The sequence below is a fragment of the Microbacterium sp. oral taxon 186 str. F0373 genome, from assembly GCF_000411455.1.
GTDB lineage: Bacteria > Actinomycetota > Actinomycetes > Actinomycetales > Microbacteriaceae > Microbacterium.
On the sequence record NZ_KE150457.1, the window covers coordinates 931811 to 951903 of the forward strand.

The 20093-nt window shown below is 65.9% G+C and carries 21 protein-coding genes and 2 tRNA genes; 12 read left to right on the forward strand and 11 right to left on the reverse strand.

The genetic code is table 11. From position 1 onward, the window contains the following. The first annotated feature begins 31 nt into the window (after positions 1 to 31). Positions 32 to 874 (forward strand): helix-turn-helix transcriptional regulator, encoded by an 843-nt coding sequence (locus HMPREF1529_RS04240; protein ID WP_016463833.1) that lies wholly within the window; start codon positions 32 to 34, stop codon positions 872 to 874. Between the two features lie 149 nt (positions 875 to 1023). Next, positions 1024 to 1389 (forward strand): hypothetical protein, encoded by a 366-nt coding sequence (locus HMPREF1529_RS04245; RefSeq protein ID WP_016463834.1) that lies wholly within the window; start codon positions 1024 to 1026, stop codon positions 1387 to 1389. A gap of 167 nt (positions 1390 to 1556) precedes the next feature. Here the strand turns inward: HMPREF1529_RS04245 and HMPREF1529_RS04250 are convergent. From HMPREF1529_RS04250 to dnaA, 9 genes are all read right to left on the reverse strand, one after another. Further along, positions 1557 to 1629: transfer RNA gene (locus tag HMPREF1529_RS04250), tRNA-Ala, on the reverse strand. 11 nt (positions 1630 to 1640) lie between these two features. Beyond that, positions 1641 to 1717, reverse strand: a tRNA-Ile gene (locus HMPREF1529_RS04255). 69 nt (positions 1718 to 1786) lie between these two features. Then, entirely contained in the window at positions 1787 to 2188 is a 402-nt protein-coding gene (locus HMPREF1529_RS04260) for a DUF3566 domain-containing protein (RefSeq protein WP_005054699.1), read from the reverse strand. Further along, positions 2185 to 4761: a DNA gyrase subunit A gene (gene gyrA, locus HMPREF1529_RS04265; protein WP_016463835.1), complete on the reverse strand. Its 2577-nt coding sequence runs from the start codon at positions 4759 to 4761 to the stop codon at positions 2185 to 2187. Before gyrA ends, HMPREF1529_RS04260 begins: the two co-directional genes overlap by 4 nt. A 54-nt stretch (positions 4762 to 4815) precedes the next feature. Then, the gene (gene gyrB, locus HMPREF1529_RS04270) at positions 4816 to 6855 is read right to left on the reverse strand and encodes a DNA topoisomerase (ATP-hydrolyzing) subunit B (RefSeq protein ID WP_005054695.1); all 2040 of its coding nucleotides are present in this window, start codon (positions 6853 to 6855) and stop codon (positions 4816 to 4818) included. A 123-nt stretch (positions 6856 to 6978) separates the two neighbouring features. Further along, on the reverse strand, positions 6979 to 7464 hold the full coding sequence (locus HMPREF1529_RS04275) for a DUF721 domain-containing protein (RefSeq protein ID WP_005054691.1): 486 nt from the start codon (positions 7462 to 7464) through the stop codon (positions 6979 to 6981). Continuing rightward, positions 7457 to 8683, reverse strand: a complete 1227-nt coding sequence (gene recF, locus HMPREF1529_RS04280; RefSeq protein WP_016463836.1) for a DNA replication/repair protein RecF — start codon at positions 8681 to 8683, stop codon at positions 7457 to 7459. Before recF ends, HMPREF1529_RS04275 begins: the two co-directional genes overlap by 8 nt. A gap of 61 nt (positions 8684 to 8744) precedes the next feature. Then, positions 8745 to 9887, reverse strand: coding sequence for a DNA polymerase III subunit beta (gene dnaN, locus HMPREF1529_RS04285; RefSeq protein WP_005054684.1), 1143 nt, complete (start codon positions 9885 to 9887; stop codon positions 8745 to 8747). Positions 9888 to 10353: 466 nt separating this feature from the next. Next, positions 10354 to 11772: a chromosomal replication initiator protein DnaA gene (dnaA, locus tag HMPREF1529_RS04290; RefSeq protein ID WP_005054681.1), complete on the reverse strand. Its 1419-nt coding sequence runs from the start codon at positions 11770 to 11772 to the stop codon at positions 10354 to 10356. Positions 11773 to 12099: 327 nt separating this feature from the next. Here dnaA and rpmH point away from each other — a divergent pair, with 327 nt between their 5' ends. The 10 genes from rpmH (at position 12100) to HMPREF1529_RS04340 (ending at position 18610) form a co-directional block, all read left to right on the forward strand. Then, positions 12100 to 12237 carry a 50S ribosomal protein L34 gene (gene rpmH, locus HMPREF1529_RS04295; RefSeq protein WP_005054680.1) on the forward strand — a complete coding sequence of 46 codons (138 nt, stop codon included), beginning with the start codon at positions 12100 to 12102 and terminating at the stop codon, positions 12235 to 12237. 10 nt (positions 12238 to 12247) lie between these two features. Further along, positions 12248 to 12586 (forward strand): ribonuclease P protein component, encoded by a 339-nt coding sequence (gene rnpA / locus HMPREF1529_RS04300; RefSeq protein ID WP_016463837.1) that lies wholly within the window; start codon positions 12248 to 12250, stop codon positions 12584 to 12586. After that, positions 12583 to 12969: a membrane protein insertion efficiency factor YidD gene (gene yidD / locus HMPREF1529_RS04305; protein ID WP_232212049.1), complete on the forward strand. Its 387-nt coding sequence runs from the start codon at positions 12583 to 12585 to the stop codon at positions 12967 to 12969. Before rnpA ends, yidD begins: the two co-directional genes overlap by 4 nt. Positions 12970 to 12972: 3 nt before the next feature. Further along, on the forward strand, positions 12973 to 14100 hold the full coding sequence (gene yidC / locus HMPREF1529_RS04310; RefSeq protein WP_005054672.1) for a membrane protein insertase YidC: 1128 nt from the start codon (positions 12973 to 12975) through the stop codon (positions 14098 to 14100). A 28-nt stretch (positions 14101 to 14128) separates the two neighbouring features. Further along, positions 14129 to 14635 carry a Jag family protein gene (locus HMPREF1529_RS04315; RefSeq protein ID WP_005054670.1) on the forward strand — a complete coding sequence of 169 codons (507 nt, stop codon included), beginning with the start codon at positions 14129 to 14131 and terminating at the stop codon, positions 14633 to 14635. 5 nt (positions 14636 to 14640) lie between these two features. Beyond that, positions 14641 to 15294, forward strand: coding sequence for a 16S rRNA (guanine(527)-N(7))-methyltransferase RsmG (gene rsmG / locus HMPREF1529_RS04320; RefSeq protein ID WP_005054669.1), 654 nt, complete (start codon positions 14641 to 14643; stop codon positions 15292 to 15294). Between the two features lie 302 nt (positions 15295 to 15596). Then, positions 15597 to 15836: a hypothetical protein gene (locus HMPREF1529_RS04325; protein ID WP_157533857.1), complete on the forward strand. Its 240-nt coding sequence runs from the start codon at positions 15597 to 15599 to the stop codon at positions 15834 to 15836. A 456-nt stretch (positions 15837 to 16292) separates the two neighbouring features. Continuing rightward, positions 16293 to 17228 (forward strand): ParA family protein, encoded by a 936-nt coding sequence (locus HMPREF1529_RS04330; protein ID WP_016463839.1) that lies wholly within the window; start codon positions 16293 to 16295, stop codon positions 17226 to 17228. Further along, positions 17228 to 18259: a ParB/RepB/Spo0J family partition protein gene (locus HMPREF1529_RS04335; RefSeq protein WP_016463840.1), complete on the forward strand. Its 1032-nt coding sequence runs from the start codon at positions 17228 to 17230 to the stop codon at positions 18257 to 18259. Before HMPREF1529_RS04330 ends, HMPREF1529_RS04335 begins: the two co-directional genes overlap by 1 nt. 9 nt (positions 18260 to 18268) lie before the next feature. Further along, entirely contained in the window at positions 18269 to 18610 is a 342-nt protein-coding gene (locus tag HMPREF1529_RS04340) for a hypothetical protein (RefSeq protein ID WP_005054663.1), read from the forward strand. 58 nt (positions 18611 to 18668) lie between these two features. Here HMPREF1529_RS04340 and trxA read toward each other — a convergent pair whose 3' ends face one another. After that, positions 18669 to 18992, reverse strand: a complete 324-nt coding sequence (gene trxA / locus HMPREF1529_RS04345; protein ID WP_005054661.1) for a thioredoxin — start codon at positions 18990 to 18992, stop codon at positions 18669 to 18671. A 98-nt stretch (positions 18993 to 19090) separates the two neighbouring features. Further along, positions 19091 to 20071 carry a thioredoxin-disulfide reductase gene (gene trxB, locus HMPREF1529_RS04350; protein WP_016463841.1) on the reverse strand — a complete coding sequence of 327 codons (981 nt, stop codon included), beginning with the start codon at positions 20069 to 20071 and terminating at the stop codon, positions 19091 to 19093. Positions 20072 to 20093 lie beyond the last annotated feature (22 nt).

A 20093-nucleotide genomic window follows, 5' to 3' on the forward strand; every position in this document is an offset into this window, starting at 1 on the left:
CTCCTAGTAGTGGCAGTACTAGGTTTGTGGAGTGACTGACGACAACGCCCGCGACGACGGCCGTCAGCAGCGGCAGGAACTCGGATCGTTTCTGCGTAGACAGCGCGAGCGCCTCGACCGCACCGCCTACGGATTGCCGCCGGCCGGCCGCGGTCGTGCCCTGGGACTGCGGCGCGAGGAAGTCTCGTACCTGTCGGGTGTGAGCGTCACCTGGTACACGTGGCTCGAGCAGGGACGTGACATCCATCCCTCGCGGCAGGTCTTGGATGCCGTCGCGACGGCGCTTCGCCTCACCAACGCCGAGCACGACTACGTGCTCAGTCTCGTGGGATTGGCGCCGCGACCGGCCGCGCGGGCGGATGCCGTGGAGACCGCTCCCGAGCACGTGCAGCGCTTCCTGGACGCCCTCGACGAGCACCCCGCCTACGCTCTGGCCCCCGACTGGGGGATCGCCGGATGGAACAACGCGTACGAGCGGCTGTACCCCGGGGTGGCCACGACCCCGTCGGAAGACCGCAACCTGCTGTGGCTCGTCTTCACCGACCCCTCGGTGCGATCGCTGCTCGACGACTGGGACGACACGAGCAGGAGATTCCTCGCCGAGTTCCGTGCCGAGGCCGGACCGCGCCTGGGCGACCGACGCTACCGCGATCTCGTCTCCCGGCTGAGCGCAGCGAGCACGGAGTTCCGAGCGCGGTGGAACGAGCACGGCGTCGGCGGCTTCGTCTCACGCGAACGCGTGTTCCGCCATCCCCAGCTCGGCCGGCTCGTGTTCGAGCACCACCAGCTGCGACCTTCCGACCACCTCGATCTGCAGCTCGTCGTCTACGTCGCGGATGCCGAGACGCGGCGCCGCTTCGGCGCGGCATCCTGAATCCTCGCGGACGAGACCTCGGTAACGCGCGCGGCGATGAGGGAGACTGTGGACACAATGGAGCGTTGCGGGAACAGGCGACCACGAGTCGAGAGGCTCGCCTTCGCATGGAATCACGGGGCCTGACGTCTGACTCGAAGGAGAATCCCATGCAGACCTTCTACGCACGAACTCGCCGCATTGTCGCCGCACTCCTGATCCCGGCCCTCGTCGCGTACGCGGCGCTCGCCTTGACCGGAAGCCTCGAAGCGCCTGCGTTGGTGAGCGCCGCGGCCACGATCGTCGCAATCGTCCCCCTCTGCGTCGTGGTCGCCACGTCGAAGCCACGACTCGGCCTCGACACCCTGGCGTTCCTCATCGGGGGCATCTCTGTCGCAGTGTGCTGGGGGGGCTCGGACTTCGGGGCGGGATACCTGACGTACCTCCCGGCTATCGTTGCCGCGATCGGCTTCGCCACCATGGCGCTGACGCTCCGGACCGAGGCGTCGGTCGCGAGGACCGAGGGCCGTCTGTGACTGTGGAGACGACCTCCGCCACGGCCAGGGCGCGTGCGGGCCAGGATCCCCGCCAGGCAGTCTCCGGCGCGTAGTGGCACGTGGATGGACCGCGAGCCCATGGTGCGAGAACGAAAGAACCCCCAGGTCTTCCGAGAGAATCTCGCTGATCTGGGGGTTCTGTCCTGTGGAGCCTAGGAGATTCGAACTCCTGACATCCTGCTTGCAAAGCAGGCGCTCTACCAACTGAGCTAAGGCCCCGGACGGGTGTTTGGTGGGGCTACCAGGACTTGAACCTGGGACCTCTTCATTATCAGTGAAGCGCTCTAACCGCCTGAGCTATAGCCCCGTCCGGAGGCGGCGTTGCCGCCGTCAACCTCCAAGACTTTACCCGACGAGCGGGCAAACAAAAAATCGGTCAGTTGGACGTGAAGCCGACGAGCAGTCCGCCGGTCACCTTGACCATCAGGTTGTAGATCCCGGCGACGACGGCACCCAGCACCGTGATCACGATCAGGTTCAAAATGGCGACCACCGAGGAGAACGCCATGACCTGCGGCAGGTTGATCACATCGCTCAACGTGAAGTTGTCATCGAACGCCTTGAACAGGTCATCGAGCTTGCCGATCAGTCCCGTCGTGCTGAGCACCGTGTAGATCAGGAAGCTGGCCACCACGGTGACGATCGCGATGGCGACCGCGGCGAGGAAGGACAGCTTCACCGCAGACCAGAAGTCCACGTAGACGAGGCGCAGACGCACCTGCTTGGCGCTGGTCTTACTGGATGACTTCTTGGCGAGCTTGTCGGCTACCGTGCTCATGCGTCGGTGTCACTTCCTTCGGGGCGCGAAGCGGGGGAGTCTTCGGCTTCGGTGGTCTCGGCCGGGTCCTGCTCCGCTCGGAGCGCTCGCTCCGAGTTCCTTGCAATCGCGAGGATGCGATCGTCGTCGTCGGGACGGGCGAAGACCACTCCCATGGTGTCGCGACCCTTCGCAGGCACCTCGGCCACGGCAGAGCGTACCACCTTGCCGCTGGCAAGAACCACCAGGACCTCGTCGTCCTCACCGACGATCAGACCGCCCGCGAGATCGCCGCGATCCTCGTTCAACTTCGCGACTTTGATGCCCAGTCCGCCACGCCCCTGGAGGCGGTACTGGTCGACGGCCGTGCGCTTGGCGTAACCGCCCTCGGTCACGACGAAGACGTACGCGTCATCCTTCGCGACGGATGCCGACAGGAGCGTATCGCCCTCACGGAACGACATCCCCTTCACACCCTCGGTCGAGCGTCCCATGGGGCGCAGCGACTCGTCGGTCGCGGTGAACCGCAGCGACATGCCCTGGCGCGAGATGAGGAGGATGTCGTCGGTGTCGTCCACGAGCAGCGCGCTGACGACCTCGTCGCCGTCCTCCTCGTCCTGCCCGCGCAGGCGGATCGCGATGATCCCGCCCTGACGGTTGGTGTCGTACTCGCTGAGGAAGGTCTTCTTGATCTTGCCGTCGCGGGTGGCCAGCACCAGGTACTGCGCGACCTTGTAGTCGCGGATGTCCAGGATCTGCGCGATCTCCTCACCCGGCTGCAGCGCCAGCAGGTTCGCGACGTGCTGACCCTTCGCATCGCGGCCGGCCTCGGGCACCTCGTACGCCTTGGACCGGTAGACGCGACCCTTCGTGGTGAAGAACAGCAGCCAGTGGTGCGTGGTCGTCACGAAGAAATGCTCGACCACATCGTCCGCCCGCAGCTGGGCGCCCTTGACACCCTTGCCGCCGCGGTGCTGCGAACGGTAGTTGTCACTGCGCGTGCGCTTGATGTACCCATCGCGGGTGACGGTGATGACCATCTCCTCTTCGGGGATGAGGTCTTCCATCGACATGTCGCCATCGAAGCCGTGCAGGATCGTCGTGCGCCGCTCGTCGCCGAACTTGTCCACGATGCCCGTGAGCTCTGCGGCGATGATCGTGCGCTGACGACCCGGCGTGACGAGGATGTCGTTCAGATCGGCGATCTGCGCCTCCAGCTCGGTGGCCTCGTCGATGATCTTCTGACGCTCGAGCGCCGCCAGGCGGCGCAGCTGCATCGCGAGGATCGCATCGGCCTGCACATCGTCGATCGCGAGCAGCGACTTCAGACCCTCGCGCGCCTCGTCGACCGTGGGCGAGTGGCGGATGAGTGCGATGACCTCGTCCAGCGCATCGAGCGCCTTGAGGTACGCGCGCAGGATGTGCATGCGCTCTTCGGCCTTGCGCAGACGGAAGCGCGTGCGCCGCACGATGACCTCGACCTGATGGTCGATCCAGTAGGAGATGAAGCCGTCGAGGGCCAGGGTGCGCGGCACACCGTCCACGATCGCCAGCATGTTGGCGCCGAAGTTCTCCTGCAGCTGCGTGTGCTTGTACAGGTTGTTCAGGACGACCTTGGCGACGGCATCCCGCTTCAGGACGATGACGAGGCGCTGGCCCGTGCGGTCGCTCGTCTCGTCGCGGATGTCGGCGATGCCGGTGATGCGACCGTCGCGGGCGAGGTCGCGGATCTTCAGCGCGACGTTGTCGGGGTTCACCTGGTAGGGGAGCTCAGTGATCACCAGGCACGTGCGGCCCTGGATCTCCTCGACGTTCACGACGGCACGCATCGTGATCGAGCCGCGGCCGGTGCGCTGAGCCTCGCGGATGCCCTTCGTGCCCAGGATCTGGGCGCCCGTCGGGAAGTCGGGACCGTGGATGCGGCCCATGAGCGCTTCGAGCAGCTCCTCGCGGGTGGCATCCGGGTTCTCCAGCGCCCACAGCGCTCCGTCGGCGACCTCCCGCAGGTTGTGAGGCGGGATGTTGGTAGCCATGCCGACCGCGATGCCGACCGAGCCGTTGACCAGCAGGTTCGGGAAGCGCGAGGGCAGGACGACGGGCTCCTGGGTCTTGCCGTCGTAGTTGTCCTCGAAGTCGACGGTGTCCTCGTCGATGTCGCGGACCATCTCCATCGCCAGCGCGGCCATCTTCGTCTCGGTGTACCGAGGGGCGGCGGCGCCCTGGTTGCCGGGAGATCCGAAGTTGCCCTGTCCGTCGGCGAGCGGATAGCGCAGCGACCACGGCTGCACCAAGCGCACGAGTGCGTCGTAGATCGCACTGTCACCGTGCGGGTGGTACTGGCCCATGACCTCGCCGACGACGCGGGCGCACTTGTTGAAGCTCTTGTCGGGACGGTACCCGCCGTCGTACATCCCATAGATGACGCGGCGGTGCACCGGCTTCAGACCGTCTTCGACGCGCGGCAGCGCGCGGCCGACGATGACGCTCATCGCGTAGTCGAGGTAGCTGCGCTGCATCTCGACCTGGAGATCGACCTGGTCGATGTTGCCGTGGTTGTGGCCGGCGGTCGGGTCGGGGCGTTCTTCGTCAGTCATGTCTTCTCGTTCTCACGGGGATGCCGTGCTACCGCTGCAGGTGAATGGAATGGATCAGATGTCGAGGAAGCGGACGTCCTTGGCGTTGCGCTGGATGAAGCTCCGGCGCGACTCCACGTCCTCACCCATCAGCACCGAGAAGATCTCATCCGCGGCGGCCGCGTCGTCGATCGTCACCTGCCGTAGGGTGCGGGTGCTGTGATCCATGGTCGTCTCCCACAGCTCCTTCGGGTTCATCTCGCCGAGACCCTTATAGCGCTGGATGCCGGAGTCCTTCGGCATCCGCTTTCCGTTGGCCAGACCGTCAGCCAGGAGCGCATCGCGCTCCCGATCGCTGAACACGTACTCGTGCTCGGCGTTGGACCACTTCAGCCGGAACAGCGGCGGCATGGCGAGATAGACGAAGCCAGCCTCGATGAGTCCGCGCATGTAACGGAACAGCAGCGTCAGCAGCAGCGTCGTGATGTGCTGCCCGTCGACGTCGGCATCGGCCATCAGCACGATCTTGTGATAGCGGGCCTTCGCGACGTCGAAGTCCTCGCCGATCCCGCAGCCGAACGCGGAGATGATCGCCTGGATCTCGTTGTTGCCGAGGGCGCGGTCCAGCCGCGCCTTCTCGACGTTGAGCACCTTGCCGCGCAGCGACAGGATCGCCTGCGTCTCGGGGTCGCGCCCGCGGACAGCCGAACCGCCGGCCGAGTCGCCCTCGACGAGGAAGATCTCGCTGATCGACGGGTCCTTGCTCGTGCAGTCCTTGAGCTTGTCGGGCATGGAGGCCGACTCGAAAACGCTCTTGCGTCGCGCGGTCTCGCGCGCCTTGCGGGCGGCCAGTCGCGCGGTCGCGGCATCGATCGCCTTCATGATGACGCGCTTGGCCTGGGCGGGGTTGCGGTCGAGCCAGTCGGTCAGCTGATCGCCGACGACCTTCTGCACGAACGCTTTCGCCTCGGTGTTGCCGAGCTTCGTCTTGGTCTGCCCCTCGAACTGCGGCTCGGACAGCTTCACGGAGATGACCGCGGTGAGCCCTTCACGGATGTCTTCACCCGTGAGGTTGTCGTCCTTCTCCTTGAGCAGGCCCTTCTCCCGCGCGTACTTGTTGATGTACGTCGTCATCGCGGCGCGGAAGCCCTCTTCGTGGGTGCCGCCCTCGTGCGTGTTGATCGTGTTCGCGAAGGTGAAGACGTTCTCGGTGTAGCTCGTCGTCCACTGCATCGCGAGCTCGAGCGAGATGTGGCGTTCGGTGTCTTCGGACTCGACCTCGATGATCTCGTCGTTGACGACCTCGGCCTTGCGAATCTTATTGAGGTACTCGACATAGTCGACGAGGCCGCGCTCGTAGTGGAAGTCGTCGAACGGCTGCTTCTCGACGGCCTGCCCGTCTTCGCCGTCGACGACGTACGCCGAGGAGGGTCGCAGATCGCTCAGCGTGATGCGCAGCCCCTTGTTCAGGAACGCGGTCTGCTGGAAGCGTGTGCGCAGGGTGTCGTAATCGAAGTCGATCGTCTCGAAGATCCCGTCGTCCGGCCAGAACGTGATGGTCGTGCCGGTCTCCTCCGTGGCTTCGTCCTGGCTCAGCGGCGCCTGCGGCACACCGCCGTCGCGGAACGACTGACGCCACACGTGTCCCTGCCGGCGCACCTCGACATCCAGCCGCGTCGACAGCGCGTTGACGACGGAGGAGCCCACACCGTGCAGGCCGCCCGAGACCGCGTAGCCGCCGCCGCCGAACTTGCCGCCGGCGTGCAGCACCGTCAGCACGACCTCGACGGTCGACTTGCCCTCGGCCTTGTGGATGTCGACGGGGATGCCGCGGCCGTTGTCGACCACGCGGATCGCGCCGTCTTCGAGGATCGTGACCGTGATGGTGTCGCAATAGCCGGCGAGAGCCTCATCGACGGAGTTGTCGACGATCTCGTAGACGAGGTGGTGGAGGCCGCGCTCACCGGTGGAACCGATGTACATGCCGGGGCGCTTGCGCACCGCCTCGAGGCCTTCGAGCACCTGGATGGCGTCGGCCCCGTACTCGTTCTCGACCTTCTGTGACTGCTTCGGAGGAAGTTCCTGAGGAACGCTGTCGGGGGTATCGGACGTCATAGGTTTCGAGCGCTCCTGGATGGTCGATCAGAGACGTCTCATTCTACCCCCACACGGCCGCCGAAAGTCCGGAGAAGGCCCCTGTGGCGCCCTGAAATCGTTCCGGATGCCGCCGGACCCTCTTCAACCGTAGGTATCGCGAGGACCCCGCCCTGGAACGGCTCTGGGGCCCCATTTCCATGAGGGGACGTCCGGCCCCACGAATCGGACATTCTGCACCCCGGCATCAGGGAACCGCCTCATCAGCTGCGTCACGATCTCCGCGCGCATCAACTGGAGGTTCTTCGCCCAGGCCGTCGAGTCGCACTGCACGGTCAGAAGCCCATCGGCGAGAGCGACCGGATGCGCGTGGCGGGCGGTCTCCTCGCCGGCGACATCCGTCCACTGGAGGACGAGATCCTCCCGTGCCAGCTGCGCGTCCCATCCGGACTGACGGGTGAGATCGGACAGCACGTCCGCGACGCCCTTGGGGTCGCGGCCGGGAGCGAAGGGCTGCTTGTCGTCGTCATCGAGCGCGCGCTTCTTGCGGCGACGCGCGGTACGGGGGGACGGCTCCAGGCCGCGCAAGCGCAGGTACGTGCCGATCGTCTCCGGAACGTCGTCACTCATCGTCGACCTCCGCATCACCGTTGCCGTCGGCGTCGGCGTCGGCGTCGGCGTCGGCGGCCACGATCGTGCCGGCGACGACGCGCACCGTCCGCGCGCGCAGCGCAGCGGGCACATCCTCCTCGACGGCGGCCGTGACGACCACCTGCTCGTAGCCCTCGACGAGGCCTGCCAAGCGCGAACGGCGGTCGGCGTCGAGTTCGGCGAACACGTCGTCGAGGATCAGCACCGGATCGCCCAGCTGGGACTGCGCGCGGAGCAGTTCGGCCGAGGCGAGACGCAGCGCGAGTGCGACCGACCACGATTCGCCGTGCGACGCGTAGCCCTTGACCGGCAGACCGCGCACGCGCAGCAGCAGGTCATCGCGATGCGGGCCCACCAGCGTCAGCCCTCGTTCCAGCTCGGATGCCCGCATCACGACGAGCTGCTCGCGGAAGATGCGCTGGATGTCCTCGGCGCCGAGTCCGCGAAGGGACGATGGCGCACCGTCGACGGCCTCGACACCGTCGTCGTCGGGGTCGGTTCCGCCGATCGAGAGCATCCATTCCATCTCGGGGCGATGGTCGGCGCCGGCGATCGCCGTGTACGCTCGCGAGACGGGGCCGGCCAGGTCGTCGACGAGGGCGAGTCGCGCGCGGATCACGTCGGTGCCGAGCTGGACGAGCTTGTCGTCCCAGACCTCCAGGGTGGACAGGCCCTCCCCGCGGATGCCGCGCGCACGCGCGGACTTCAGCAGCGCCGTGCGCTGCTTGAGCACCCGATCGTAGTCCGACAGCACTCCCGCCATGCGCGGTGCGCGCTGGATGAGCAGCTGATCGGCGAAGCGACGCCGCGCAGACGGGTCAGATCGGACGATCTGAAGATCCTCGGGCGCGAACAGCACGACCTGGGCGTATCGCGGAAGCTCCGACGTCTTCACCGGCGAGCCGTTGACGCGCGCCTTGTTGCTGCCCGTTCGGTTCACCTGCGCCTCGAGCATCACTCGCCGCTCGCCGTACGCGAGGCGCATGCGCACGATCGCCGCGTCCGCTCCGTCGCGCACCATGGGAGCATCCTGCGACACCCGATGCGATCCCAGTGTGGCGAAGAACCCGATCGCTTCGGCGAGGTTCGTCTTGCCCTGACCGTTGCGGCCGACGAAGACGTTGGCGCCGGCATCCAGCGAGACGTCGGCGGCCGCATAGTTGCGGAAGTCGACGAGGCTGAGCTGCTCCACGATCACCGACCCAGCCTATTCGGCGGTGCCGACGCTTCGCGGCCGCGCTCGAGCCGGCGGATGCCGATCAGCGCAGCAGCAGGTTCGGCTGCAGCAGGTATTTGAAGCTCTCCGGCGTGCCCGACGTCTGCGGGGTGATCAGGACCGGGCTGAGCTTGTTGGCGTTGTCGCTGGAGGTGAAGGTGATGCGCGCGAACTCGCTCTTGACCGCGCCGAGCGCTTCGAGGAGGTACTGCGGGTTCAGTCCCAGCGTCACGTCCTCACCGGTGAGGGTCGCATCGACCGACTCGGTCGCGCGCGCCTGCTCGGTGCCCGAGGCGTCCATCGAGACGCCGTCTTCGGTGAACGTGAAACGCAGCGGGGCCGAACGATCCAGGACGAGGGCGACGCGGCGCACGGCTTCGGCCAGCTCAGCGGTGTTGACGACTGCGTAGTGGTCGGTCTGCTCGGGGAACAGGCGGCGCACCGGCGGGAAGTTGCCCTTGATCAGCAGCGAGGTCACGGTCTTGTTGCCCGCGGTGAAAGCGATGATCTCACGATCTCCAGATCCCGAGAAGGCGATCTGAATGTCGCCGGAGTGCGCGAAGGTCTTTCCGACTTCGGTGAGAGTGCGCGCGGGAACCAGTGCTGTCGTCGACTCCTCGCTCGCGACACCGCCGCCGTCGAACTTCACGTCGCGCAGTGCGACGCGATAGCGGTCGGTCGCCACGAGGCTGAGCTCGTTGCCGGCCACCTCGAGCTGGACACCGGTGAGCACCGGGGTGACGTCGTCACGGGACGCGGCGAAGGCCACCTGGGCGATCGCGGTGGCGAAGTCCTCCGCGGGGACGAGTCCCGACTCACCGGAGACCTCGGGAATCGCCGGGTATTCCTGCACGGGCATCGACGCGAGCGTGAATCGTGCGGATCCGCACGTGAGCACGATGCCGTCGTCTTCCCCGACCTCGATCTGGATCGGCGCGTTGGGCAGACGGCTCGCGATCTCCGACAGCAGCCGTCCGTGCACGAGGATCGTGCCGGGCTCATCGACCGTCGCCTCGATGGTCGTGCGCGCCGACGCTTCGTAGTCGAAAGCCGCGAGCGACAGGCCGTCTTCGGATGCTTCGATCAGCACACCAGCCAGGATCGGCTGCGGGTTGCGCTGCGGCAGGAGCTTGACAACGAACGACACGGCCTCGCTGAACACATCGCGATTCACGTGGAACTTCACTGGCGCTCCCTTGACGTCGAGTAGGGCTCTCCCATGCTAGTGCCACGATCCGACCGGATTGTCCCGGCATCCTCATGCCGCGTCCGCACGCTCGGCACCGACGAGGTGATCGGATCGGATTCCTAGATGAAGTTCTTTGTCATGGTGTTAACGGCTGTGGAAACTGTGGAGAACTCGACCGATCCCAGTCGCGACAGGGAAACCACACGCGTGTAACTTGTGGGCGGGCTGCGGAGAGTCGGTGAGAGGCGTGAGCTCCGTCGCTGTTATCGCCCTCACGTCATCCACAGCACAGCGTCATCGACTCACAAGAGTCCACCGAGATGCCGAGTTATCCACAGCCTGTCCACATTGTGCAGAACGCGTATATTGGCGCCGCTTGTGTGCGCCTGTCAAGGACGATCTGCGCGAGAAGACCCCCGGTGACGACACCGGGGGTCTTCTCGGAGGACAGCGCAGCGAGCGCTCAGCGGCCGACGCGGCCGAGCTGCGTCGTGATCTCCGACACCTGGTTGTAGATGGAGCGTCGCTCCTTCATCAACTCGCTGATCTTCTTGTACGCGTACATCACGGTGGTGTGATCGCGATTGCCGAAGAGCTGGCCGATCTTGGGGAGCGAGAGGCTCGTGCGTTCGCGGCACAGATACATGGCGATCTGTCGTGCCGTCGCGATCGACTGCGATCGACTGGAACCGTACAGATCGTCCACCGACAGCCGGAAGTACTGCGCTGTCGCCGTGATGATGTCGGTGGGCGAGATGACGTTGGCGTCGTCGGTGTCGACGATGTCGCGCAAGACGGTCTGGGCGAGTGAGATATCGAGCGTCGAGCGGTTCAGGCTCGCGAACGCAGACACCCGGATCAGCGCGCCTTCCAGCTCACGGATGTTGCTCGAGACCTTCGTGGCGATGTATTCGAGGACCTCGTCGGGCACCAGAAGGCGTTCGGACTGCGCCTTCTTGCGCAGGATGGCGATGCGGGTCTCGAGGTCGGGCGCCTGCACGTCGGTGATGAGGCCCCACTCGAAGCGGCTGCGCATGCGGTCTTCGAAGCCGGTGAGGTGGCGCGGCGGCACATCGCTTGTGATGACGACCTGCTTGTCGTGGTCGTGGAGCGTGTTGAAGGTGTGGAAGAAGGCCTCCTGGGTCTCGGCCTTTCCCTGGAGGAACTGGATGTCGTCGATCAGGAGGATGTCGACGTCGCGGTAGCGCGCCTGGAAGGCGGAGCCGCGGTTGTTGGCGATCGAGTTGATGAAGTCGTTGGTGAACTCTTCGCTGGAGACGTATCGCACACGGATGCCGGTGTAGAGGCTGAGGGCGTAGTCGCCGATCGCGTGCAGAAGGTGGGTCTTTCCCAGCCCGGAGTCGCCGTAGATGAAGAGCGGGTTGTACGCCTTCGCCGGCGCTTCCGCGACGGCAACGGCCGCCGCGTGCGCGAAGCGGTTGGACTGACCGATGACGAAGTTGTCGAAGCTGTACTTCGGATTCAGACGTGTGTCATTGCGCGAGGGCGAGGCCGCCGTCTCGGCATAGTCTTCGGCAGCGGGTCGGGCGATGGGCACCGGCGCGGAGACGGACTGAACAGGCACCGGCACCGTGAGGTGTGCATCGGCGAGCTCGGGGTTGACCACCACGCGGAACGAGGATGCCGCCGGCTCCGCGTCCACGCGAGCCAGAGCCTCCATGATGGGAGCGCGCAGACGCTTGTTGAGCTGAGCCGCGGTGAGGTCGTTGGGAACGTCCAGATAGAGGGTGCCGCTCATGACGCCCTGGGCGACGGCGAGATTGATGAAGCCCTGCAGCTGTGGAGTGACGCGCTCGTCTCCGGAGAGCTCTTCCAGCACGGCGGCCCAGACAGGGACATCTGGAATCTCGTGCTGTGACATGTCCCCTCCGGGGGTGCGATCGGTGCGGGACAGGGCGACATCGACGATGATCGAACCTGTGGATAACTATCGCAGTCACGGTAGTCAGCGACCCCGCGAAGAGCAAAATCCACTGTAGATCCGGCCCGCGTGTCTTCACCACACGCTATCCACAGTCGGTGGATAATGATCCATCCGGGTCCTTCGGTTTGAGTTCTTGTGGTTCTCGACGTAGCCTTAGTCGGTTGACTTATGCCCTGGGGCGCCCTCGGACGCTCTTGGACAGTCCCTGTACCCCGTGTCCCCGGTCTAGAGCGTTCGGGTGACCGCCGATCCGGAGTGATCCTCATGAGCAAGCGCACGTTCCAGCCCAACAACCGCCGCCGCGCCAAGAAGCACGGCTTCCGCGCCCGCATGCGCACGCGTGCCGGTCGTTCGATCCTGTCGGCGCGCCGCGCCAAGGGTCGCACCGAGCTGTCCGCCTGATCCGACAAAAGTGCTGGCGCGCGGGAACCGCATCACCCGCGGGGCGGAGTACAAGACCGTCGTCCGCAGGGGTGTCCGCTGTGCCGCGCCGCACACCGTGACGTATGTCACGACGTCGACGGAGAACCGCCCGCCACGCTTCGGCTTCATCGTGAGCAAGCAGGTGGGCGGCGCTGTCGTCCGCAATACCGTTCGTCGGCGTCTGAAGGCCGTATGTGCACAGGCGATGGACGATGTCCGCCCGGGGGCGGACATCGTCATCCGCGCGCTTCCGAGCGCCGCGGCCGCCGATTTCACGCAGCTGCGCGACGAGGTCGCCCGGTGCCTGGCACGACGGGCCGCCCCGTGAGTACGACCACCCTTCCCTCGTACTCCCTCGGCACCGGACACCTCACGGCATCCGGTGTGCTGGCCTCCATCCCGCTGTTGCCGCGCAATGCAGGCCTCGTTCTTCTGCACGGCTATCGCGCGACGATCTCCCACCTGTATGGCGATGTCTGCAAGTACTACCCCTCCTGCTCTGCCTATGCGGTCGGAGCGGTGCAGCAGCATGGCCTCGTCAAAGGCTCGGCCCTCACGGCCGCCCGCCTCGCACGCTGTCACCCGTGGGCTCATGGTGGAATCGATGATGTGCCCCTGCACGCGAACTTCCGACACGAGCTGACCCGCTTCGGCTTCGTCGTGCCCCCCACAGACGAGGCGTCATCCGACGCGTCGCCGAGAAAGGACTGATCCGTGCTGGATCTTCTCTACGCCGCCGCTGCGGCGACGCCGACCCCCGTCGTGCCGACGCCGACCACCCCGGCGCCGTCGTCGAGCCTCGACTTCTTCAGCACCATCATGTGGCCGTTCAAATGGATCGTCGAAGCGATCCTGGTGTTCTGGCACTGGATCTTCACGTCCATCGGTCTCGAGGCCGACGCGGGACTCACCTGGGTGCTGTCGATCATGGGCCTCGTGATCGTTGTGCGCAGCGCTCTCATTCCTCTCTTCGTGCGTCAGATCAAGAGTCAGCGCAAGATGATGGAAATCGCTCCTGAACTGCGAAAAGTTCAGGAGAAGTATCGCGGCAAGAAGGATCAGCTCTCCCGTGAGGCGATGAGCCGCGAGACGATGGCGTTGTACAAGAAGCACGGCACGACTCCCGTGTCGAGCTGTCTGCCGCTGCTGGTGCAGATGCCCATTCTGCTCGGCATGTTCTACACGCTCAGCGACGTCAAGAAGCACGCCGAGTGGGGCTTCGGCGGCGTCGGGCTGCTCAACAAGGACCTCACGTGGCAGTTCTACGAGGCGAAGCTCTTCGGCGTGGCGCCGCTGCACACCAGCCTGGTCGAGGCCATCAATCAGAAGCCGTCCGGCTGGGAAGCAACGGTCGCGATTCTGATCGTTCTCGTGGTGCTGATGATCGCGTCGCAGTTCATCACCCAGCTGCAGATCATCTCGAAGAACCTCTCCCCCGAGGCCAAGACCGGCCAGGCCTACCAGATGCAGCGCATCATGCTCTACATCCTGCCGCTCGCCTTCATCTTCTCGGGCGTCTTCTTCCCGCTCGGCGTCGTGCTGTACTGGTTCACCTCGAACATCTGGACCATGGTTCAGCAGTTCCTCGTGATTCGAAACCTCCCAACGCCCGGCTCCGAGGCGGCGAAGGCTCGCGAAGAGCGCCTTGCGCGCAAGGGCAAGGCCATCGACGCACAGGGAAAGATCGTGCCGCTCGAGAAGTACCAGGCCGAGCAGCAGCGTCTGTACGAAGAGGCGCAGAAGGCCAAGGCCGAAGCTCCCAAGCGACAGCAGCCGGTGAGCAAGCAGCGCGCGAAGAAGCAGTCGCAGCAGCCGAAGAACAAGCCCACCACCGATTCCTGATCGAATCGACAATCTTCCGAGGACCCTCATGAGCACTACTTCCGAGAGTGACGCCGCCGAGCGTCCCGTCGCGACTGCCGAGCAACTCGAGCAGGAAGGCGACATCGCGGCCGACTACCTGGAGGCACTTCTCGACATCGCCGACATCGATGGCGACCTCGCACTCGATGTGCGCGCCGGCCGTGCCTACGTGTCGGTCGAGAACGATGATGCCGACGCCCTTCGGCTGCTCTCCGAGCCTGACACGGTGCAAGCGCTGCAGGAGCTCGTGCGCATTGCTGTGCAGACGAAGACCGGTCGCTTCTCGCGGCTGATTCTCGACGTCGGCGGTTCTCGTGACGCACGCCAGCGGCAACTGGAGAAGCTCGTCGACCGCGCCATCGCGCGACTGGACGAGGGCGCGTCCCAGGCATCCCTTCCCGCGATGACGAGCTATGAACGAAAGCTCGTGCATGACATCGTCGCCGACCGGGGCTTGGTGTCAGAGTCGTACGGCGACGGGGCGGACCGTCACACGGTGATCCGTCGCGCCTGACACCCATGGACGACGTTTCACGTGAAACAACCGGGGTCGAGACCGAGCCAGCCTCTGCTCTGGTCGTGTTCGGTGACCGACTGCCCCTCGCCCGCCGGTTCGCCGCCGCCCTTGCGGCACACGGGGAAGAGCGCGGGCTGATCGGGCCACTCGAACCCCCTCGGCTGTGGAACCGCCACATCCTCAACTCTGCAATTGCCGCTCCACTCTTCCCGACCGGTGGACGCGTGGCGGATGTGGGGTCGGGCGCCGGCCTTCCGGGTCTGGTTCTGGCTATTGCGCGGCCGGATGTGCAGTGGGTGCTCGTCGAGCCGATGGAGCGGCGGGTCACGTGGCTCGAGGAACAGACGGCAGAGCTCCGTCTGGACAACGTCGAGGTGGTGCGCGCGCGCGGCGAGGAGTGGAGCGGTGGCCCCGTTCTCGACGCCGTGACGGCGCGCGCGGTGAGCGCGCTGCGCACACTGATCCCGCTGACCGCTCCCCTGTTGCGCCCGGGCGGAGAACTCGTGCTCCTCAAAGGCGCCAATGCGGAGAACGAGATCGCGGCCGCTGAGAAGGTGATTCGTCGCTACAAGCTGACCGATGTGCGCGTCGAAACGGTTGGTGAAGGGATCATCGCTGAGCCCACCCGGGTCCTTCGCGCGACGCGGGCTGCGTGAGCATCGCGCACTGTTCGCTGCTGCTGTTTCACGTGAAACATCCGCACGGGATCTGTCTGTGACGGCGTGATTGCCGTTTCACGTGAAACACCAGCGTACGCAGGTGGTCTCGGTCGGCCGGCTGCGCGTGGAGGACGACACGTGCTCGCCACGCCGGTGCGACACATCCTCCTCACGACGGGTTCGCGTGCACACGGATTCGCGAGCACAATGATGCTCCTGCACTGGAGCGCACGCGCGAGATCCTCCGGTGCGGGCAATCGGGATCGTGCTCGCCACCCGATCACCCGAGGGTGGTGGCGATGGTCACTCGTCGGCGTCATCATGCTGGCGATACTCGGGCGGCTTCGTCGGGTGGCCTTCTCGGGTTCGACGAGCTTTTTCGTCGCACGGCGGATGGCGGGCCGACCGGGTGCGAGCGGCAGCAAGAGATCCCCGCCTCGTCGCCAACGCTCGACGCCGGCCCCAGGGTCATGGAGCGCGGCATCGCTCCCGGCGTCAGTGAATGCGGCATCAAGATTGTCATCGAGATTGCGCAGTGAGAGCAGGTCGAGCGATCGAATGGTGCTGACACGCAGGGTCTGATGGCGCGACGCGTCCCTGTTGTTCCGTACGCGCCGGCGCATCGACGCCGTCGTGTGTTCTGTCACGTCGGTTTCACGTGAAACATCGGCGTCGTCGTGTGAAGCCCCCTGCAGACGGTGGACACCCGCGTCGAACGGTTCGCGCTCATGCTTGGCTTTCGAAGCTGCGGGCGCGCACGCATCGAGACGCGTGCACGCTTGCGCTCCGGTGAGCCGTGTGCGGAGGCCACCGTTTCACGTGAAACAGAACGTGACGGCGGGGTGTCAGTGCAGCGCCCGCTGTGCGTCGAACAGCAGCCACGTCACGCGCCACCCTTCGTTTCACGTGAAACATGCTCGGATGAGGCCGGCGAGGACCGCCGCGTCGGACGGCTCGACTACAGTAGAAGAGTCCCGAAAAGACAGGAGTTGATGGTGCCGGAATCGGAGAACGCGACCGCACCCGCACCCTTCTCTATCGACGACAGCCCGATCGCTCGCGAACTCGCTGACCTCACGTCGCGCCGAAAGGCACTGGATGCCGTCGACGTCGAGTTCACGGGCGCCACCCGCGTTTTCACGGTATCGAACCAGAAGGGCGGCGTCGGAAAGACGACCACCACCGTGAACCTCGCGGCCGCGCTGGCATCGCTCGGAGCGCGTGTTCTGGTGATTGATCTCGACCCGCAGGGAAACGCGTCCACGGCGCTGGGTGTGCCGCACTCCGCCGACATCCCCAGCGTCTACGACGTGCTCATCGACGAGTTCCCCCTCGCGGACATCATCCAGGTGAGCCCGGAGTCACCGAATCTGCTGTGCGCTCCCAGCACGATCCACCTCGCCGGAGCAGAGATCGAACTCGTGTCGCAGGTGGCGCGCGAGCACCGCCTGCGCACGGCACTCGATGATTTCCTCGCCACCACGTCGGAACGCATCGACATCGTCCTCATCGACTGCCCTCCCTCGCTGGGACTGCTCACCATCAATGCCTTCACCGCCGCGAGCGAGCTGCTGATCCCCATTCAGTGCGAGTACTACGCGCTCGAGGGTCTGAGCCAGCTCCTCGGCAGCGTGCGCATGATCCAGAAGCACCTGAACCCGCGCCTGCACCTGTCGACGATCCTTCTGACGATGTACGACGGCCGCACACGCCTTGCTCAGCAGGTGGCCGATGAGGTGCGTCAGCATTTTCCGCAGGAAGTGCTGCGGACGGTCATTCCCCGCTCGGTGCGCGTCTCGGAGGCGCCGAGCTTCGGACAGACCGTCATCGCGTACGACGGCCAGTCGGCCGGTGCCGTGTCGTATCGCGAAGCGGCGGTAGAACTGGTCCAACGCGCTCAGCGCGCCCCCGCGAACGAGGAGAACTCCTGATGGCGAAACGTACCGGTCTCGGCCGCGGAATCGGCGCACTGATCCCCACCGGCGACAGTGCAGAGGCGCGTCCGGTCGACGTCTTCTTCCCCGGTGCGTCGTCTGCCGCGGCTGCGGCCGCGACGGTCGAGTCGCGCGATGCACAGGTCTCCGACGTCGCGGCCTCGGAAGCCGCGGCATCCGCGGGGGGTGAGGAAGCCGAGCTCGTGGCGGTGCCGGGGGCGCGACTGATCACGATCGACCCGAACGACATCGTTCCCAACCCCCGCCAGCCGCGCACGAACTTCGATCCCGACGATCTCGCGGAGCTGGTGCACAGCGTCCGCGAGTTCGGAGTGCTGCAGCCGGTCGTCGTCCGTCTCAACGACGAGGGAAAGTACGAGCTCATCATGGGGGAGCGTCGCACGCGTGCCTCTCGTGAAGCCGGGTTGACGTCGATCCCTGCGATCGTGCGCGAGACCGCCGACGAGGACCTGCTGCGCGACGCGCTGCTGGAGAACCTGCATCGCTCGCAGCTGAACCCGCTCGAAGAAGCGTCGGCGTACCTCCAGTTGCTCGAGGACTTCGGCATCACGCAGGAGCAGCTGGCGACGCGCATCGGTCGGTCGCGGCCGCAGATCAGCAACACGATCCGACTCTTGAAGTTGCCCATGCCCGTGCAGCAGCGGGTCGCGGCGGGCGTCATCAGCGCAGGCCACGCACGCGCGATCCTCTCGCTGGATGACGCCGACGCGATGCAGCGACTGTCCGACAAGATCATCAACGAGGATCTCTCCGTGCGTGCCGCGGAAGCCGTCGCGAAGGGCATCGCGGACGCGGGCTCACGTCGGATCGCACCCAAGGCGGGGGCGCGACGTGCGCACCTCGACGACGTCGCCGAGCGCCTCGGTGACCGTCTCAATACGAAGGTGAAGATCACGTTGACGGCAAGAAAAGGCCAGATCAACATTGATTTCGCCACGGTTCAGGATCTCAACCGCATCCTCGGTGAACTCGGTGAGGACGGGTACGGCGTCGCAAGCGGCGCGTAGGCTGGAGGGGTGAAAGACGACCCCTCGCTCCCGCGTCGCGCCAGCCTGGAGCTGTTGCGCGCCGAAGCGGCGGACGAGCTGTCGGTGCTCGTCGAGGAGCGCATCCGCGACGGCGAGGACCCGTGGGACTTCATGGAAGATCTGCCGTCGGTCGACGAGCTGGTCGTGCTCACGCTGCGAGCGGAGAACATCGCCTCCGACGGCGGCAACAAGCCCACCGCGTCGCGCAACTACCGCGTGCTGCGACAGATCGCGCTGCAGTATCCGCCACTGACGCGGGCGGTGTGGCGCCTGCTGGGAAGCGAACCGCACCGGCGTTGGGACGCGTCGGTGCGAGCCGAAGCATCCTGAACGCCGGTGCGGGTCAGGGCTTGCGTACCGCGCTGGGCGGCCGCGGGCTGAGGAGTGCTCAGCCGAGGTAGGCGGCGAGGTCCTGCTCGAGCGCGAACTTCGGCTTGGCGCCGATGATCGTCTTCTCGACCTGGCCCTTGTTGAACACCTTCATCGCCGGGATGGAGGTGATCTGGTACTCCATGGCGAGGTTGGGGTTCTCGTCGACGTTGAGCTTGAGGACCGTGATCTTCTCGCCGTTCTCCGACTGGATCTCGTCGAGGATGGGTCCGACCATGCGACACGGACCGCACCAGGCGGCCCAGAAGTCGACCAGGACGGGTCCCTCAGCGTCGATGACGTCCTGCTGCCAGGTGCTCTCGCTCGTGGCCTTGGCGGTCATGTCTGTCTCCTTCGTTGTGAGCCGCGGTTCTTTCGGCTCCGGTGTGTGAAACACGGGGGGATGCCGGGATGTTCCCGACGCCGCACGCACGGGCTCGGTCAGGCGGCGTCTTCGAGGCCGTCGATCTCGGCGGCATCCTTCTCGGGCGCTCCGGCATCGCCGCGGGCGGCGAGGTAGTGCTCGACGTCGAGGGCGGCGGTGGTGCCGCTGCCGGCAGCGGTGACCGCCTGGCGATAGATCGGGTCGACCACATCACCGGCGGCGAAGACCCCGGGCACCGAGGTGCGCGAGGAGCGGCCGTCCACCCAGATGGTGCCGTGCTCGGTCAGCTGCAGCGAATCGTGCACGAGATGCGTACGCGGGTCGTTGCCGATCGCGACGAAAACCCCGGTCACAGCCAGTTCCCGTTCCGTGCCGTCGACCGTGTCGCGCAGCAGCAGTCCCGAGACCGCGTCGTCACCGAGAACGTCGACGACCTCGCTGTTCCACACGAACTCGATCTTCTCGTTCGCGAACGCCCGCTCCTGCATGATCTTGGAGGCGCGCAGCTCGGCGCGGCGGTGGATGACGTACACCTTCGACGCGAACTTGGTCAGGAAGGTCGCCTCCTCCATGGCCGAGTCGCCGCCGCCGACGACCGCGATGGCCTGCTCGCGGAAGAAGAAGCCGTCGCACGTCGCGCAGTACGACACGCCGTGACCGGACAGGCGCGACTCGCCCTCGATGCCGATCTTGCGGGGGGCTGAGCCGGTCGCGAAGATCACGCTCTCAGCCTCGTGCTCGGCACCGCTGCCGAGCACGATCTTCTTGACGTCGCCGGTGAGCTCGAGCTTCACGACATCGTCGTAGACGACCTCGGTGCCGAACTTCTCGGCCTGCTCCTGCATCTTCGCCATGAGGTCGGGACCCATGATGCCCTCGGGGAAGCCGGGGAAGTTCTCCACCTCGGTGGTGTTCATGAGCTCGCCGCCGGCCTCGACCGAGCTCGCGATGAGCAGGGGGGAGAGGTTCGCCCGCGCCGCGTAGATGGCGGCGGTGAATCCGGCCGGGCCGGAACCGATGATGATGACCTGTCGCACGTGCTCTTCCCTTTCCGCACGA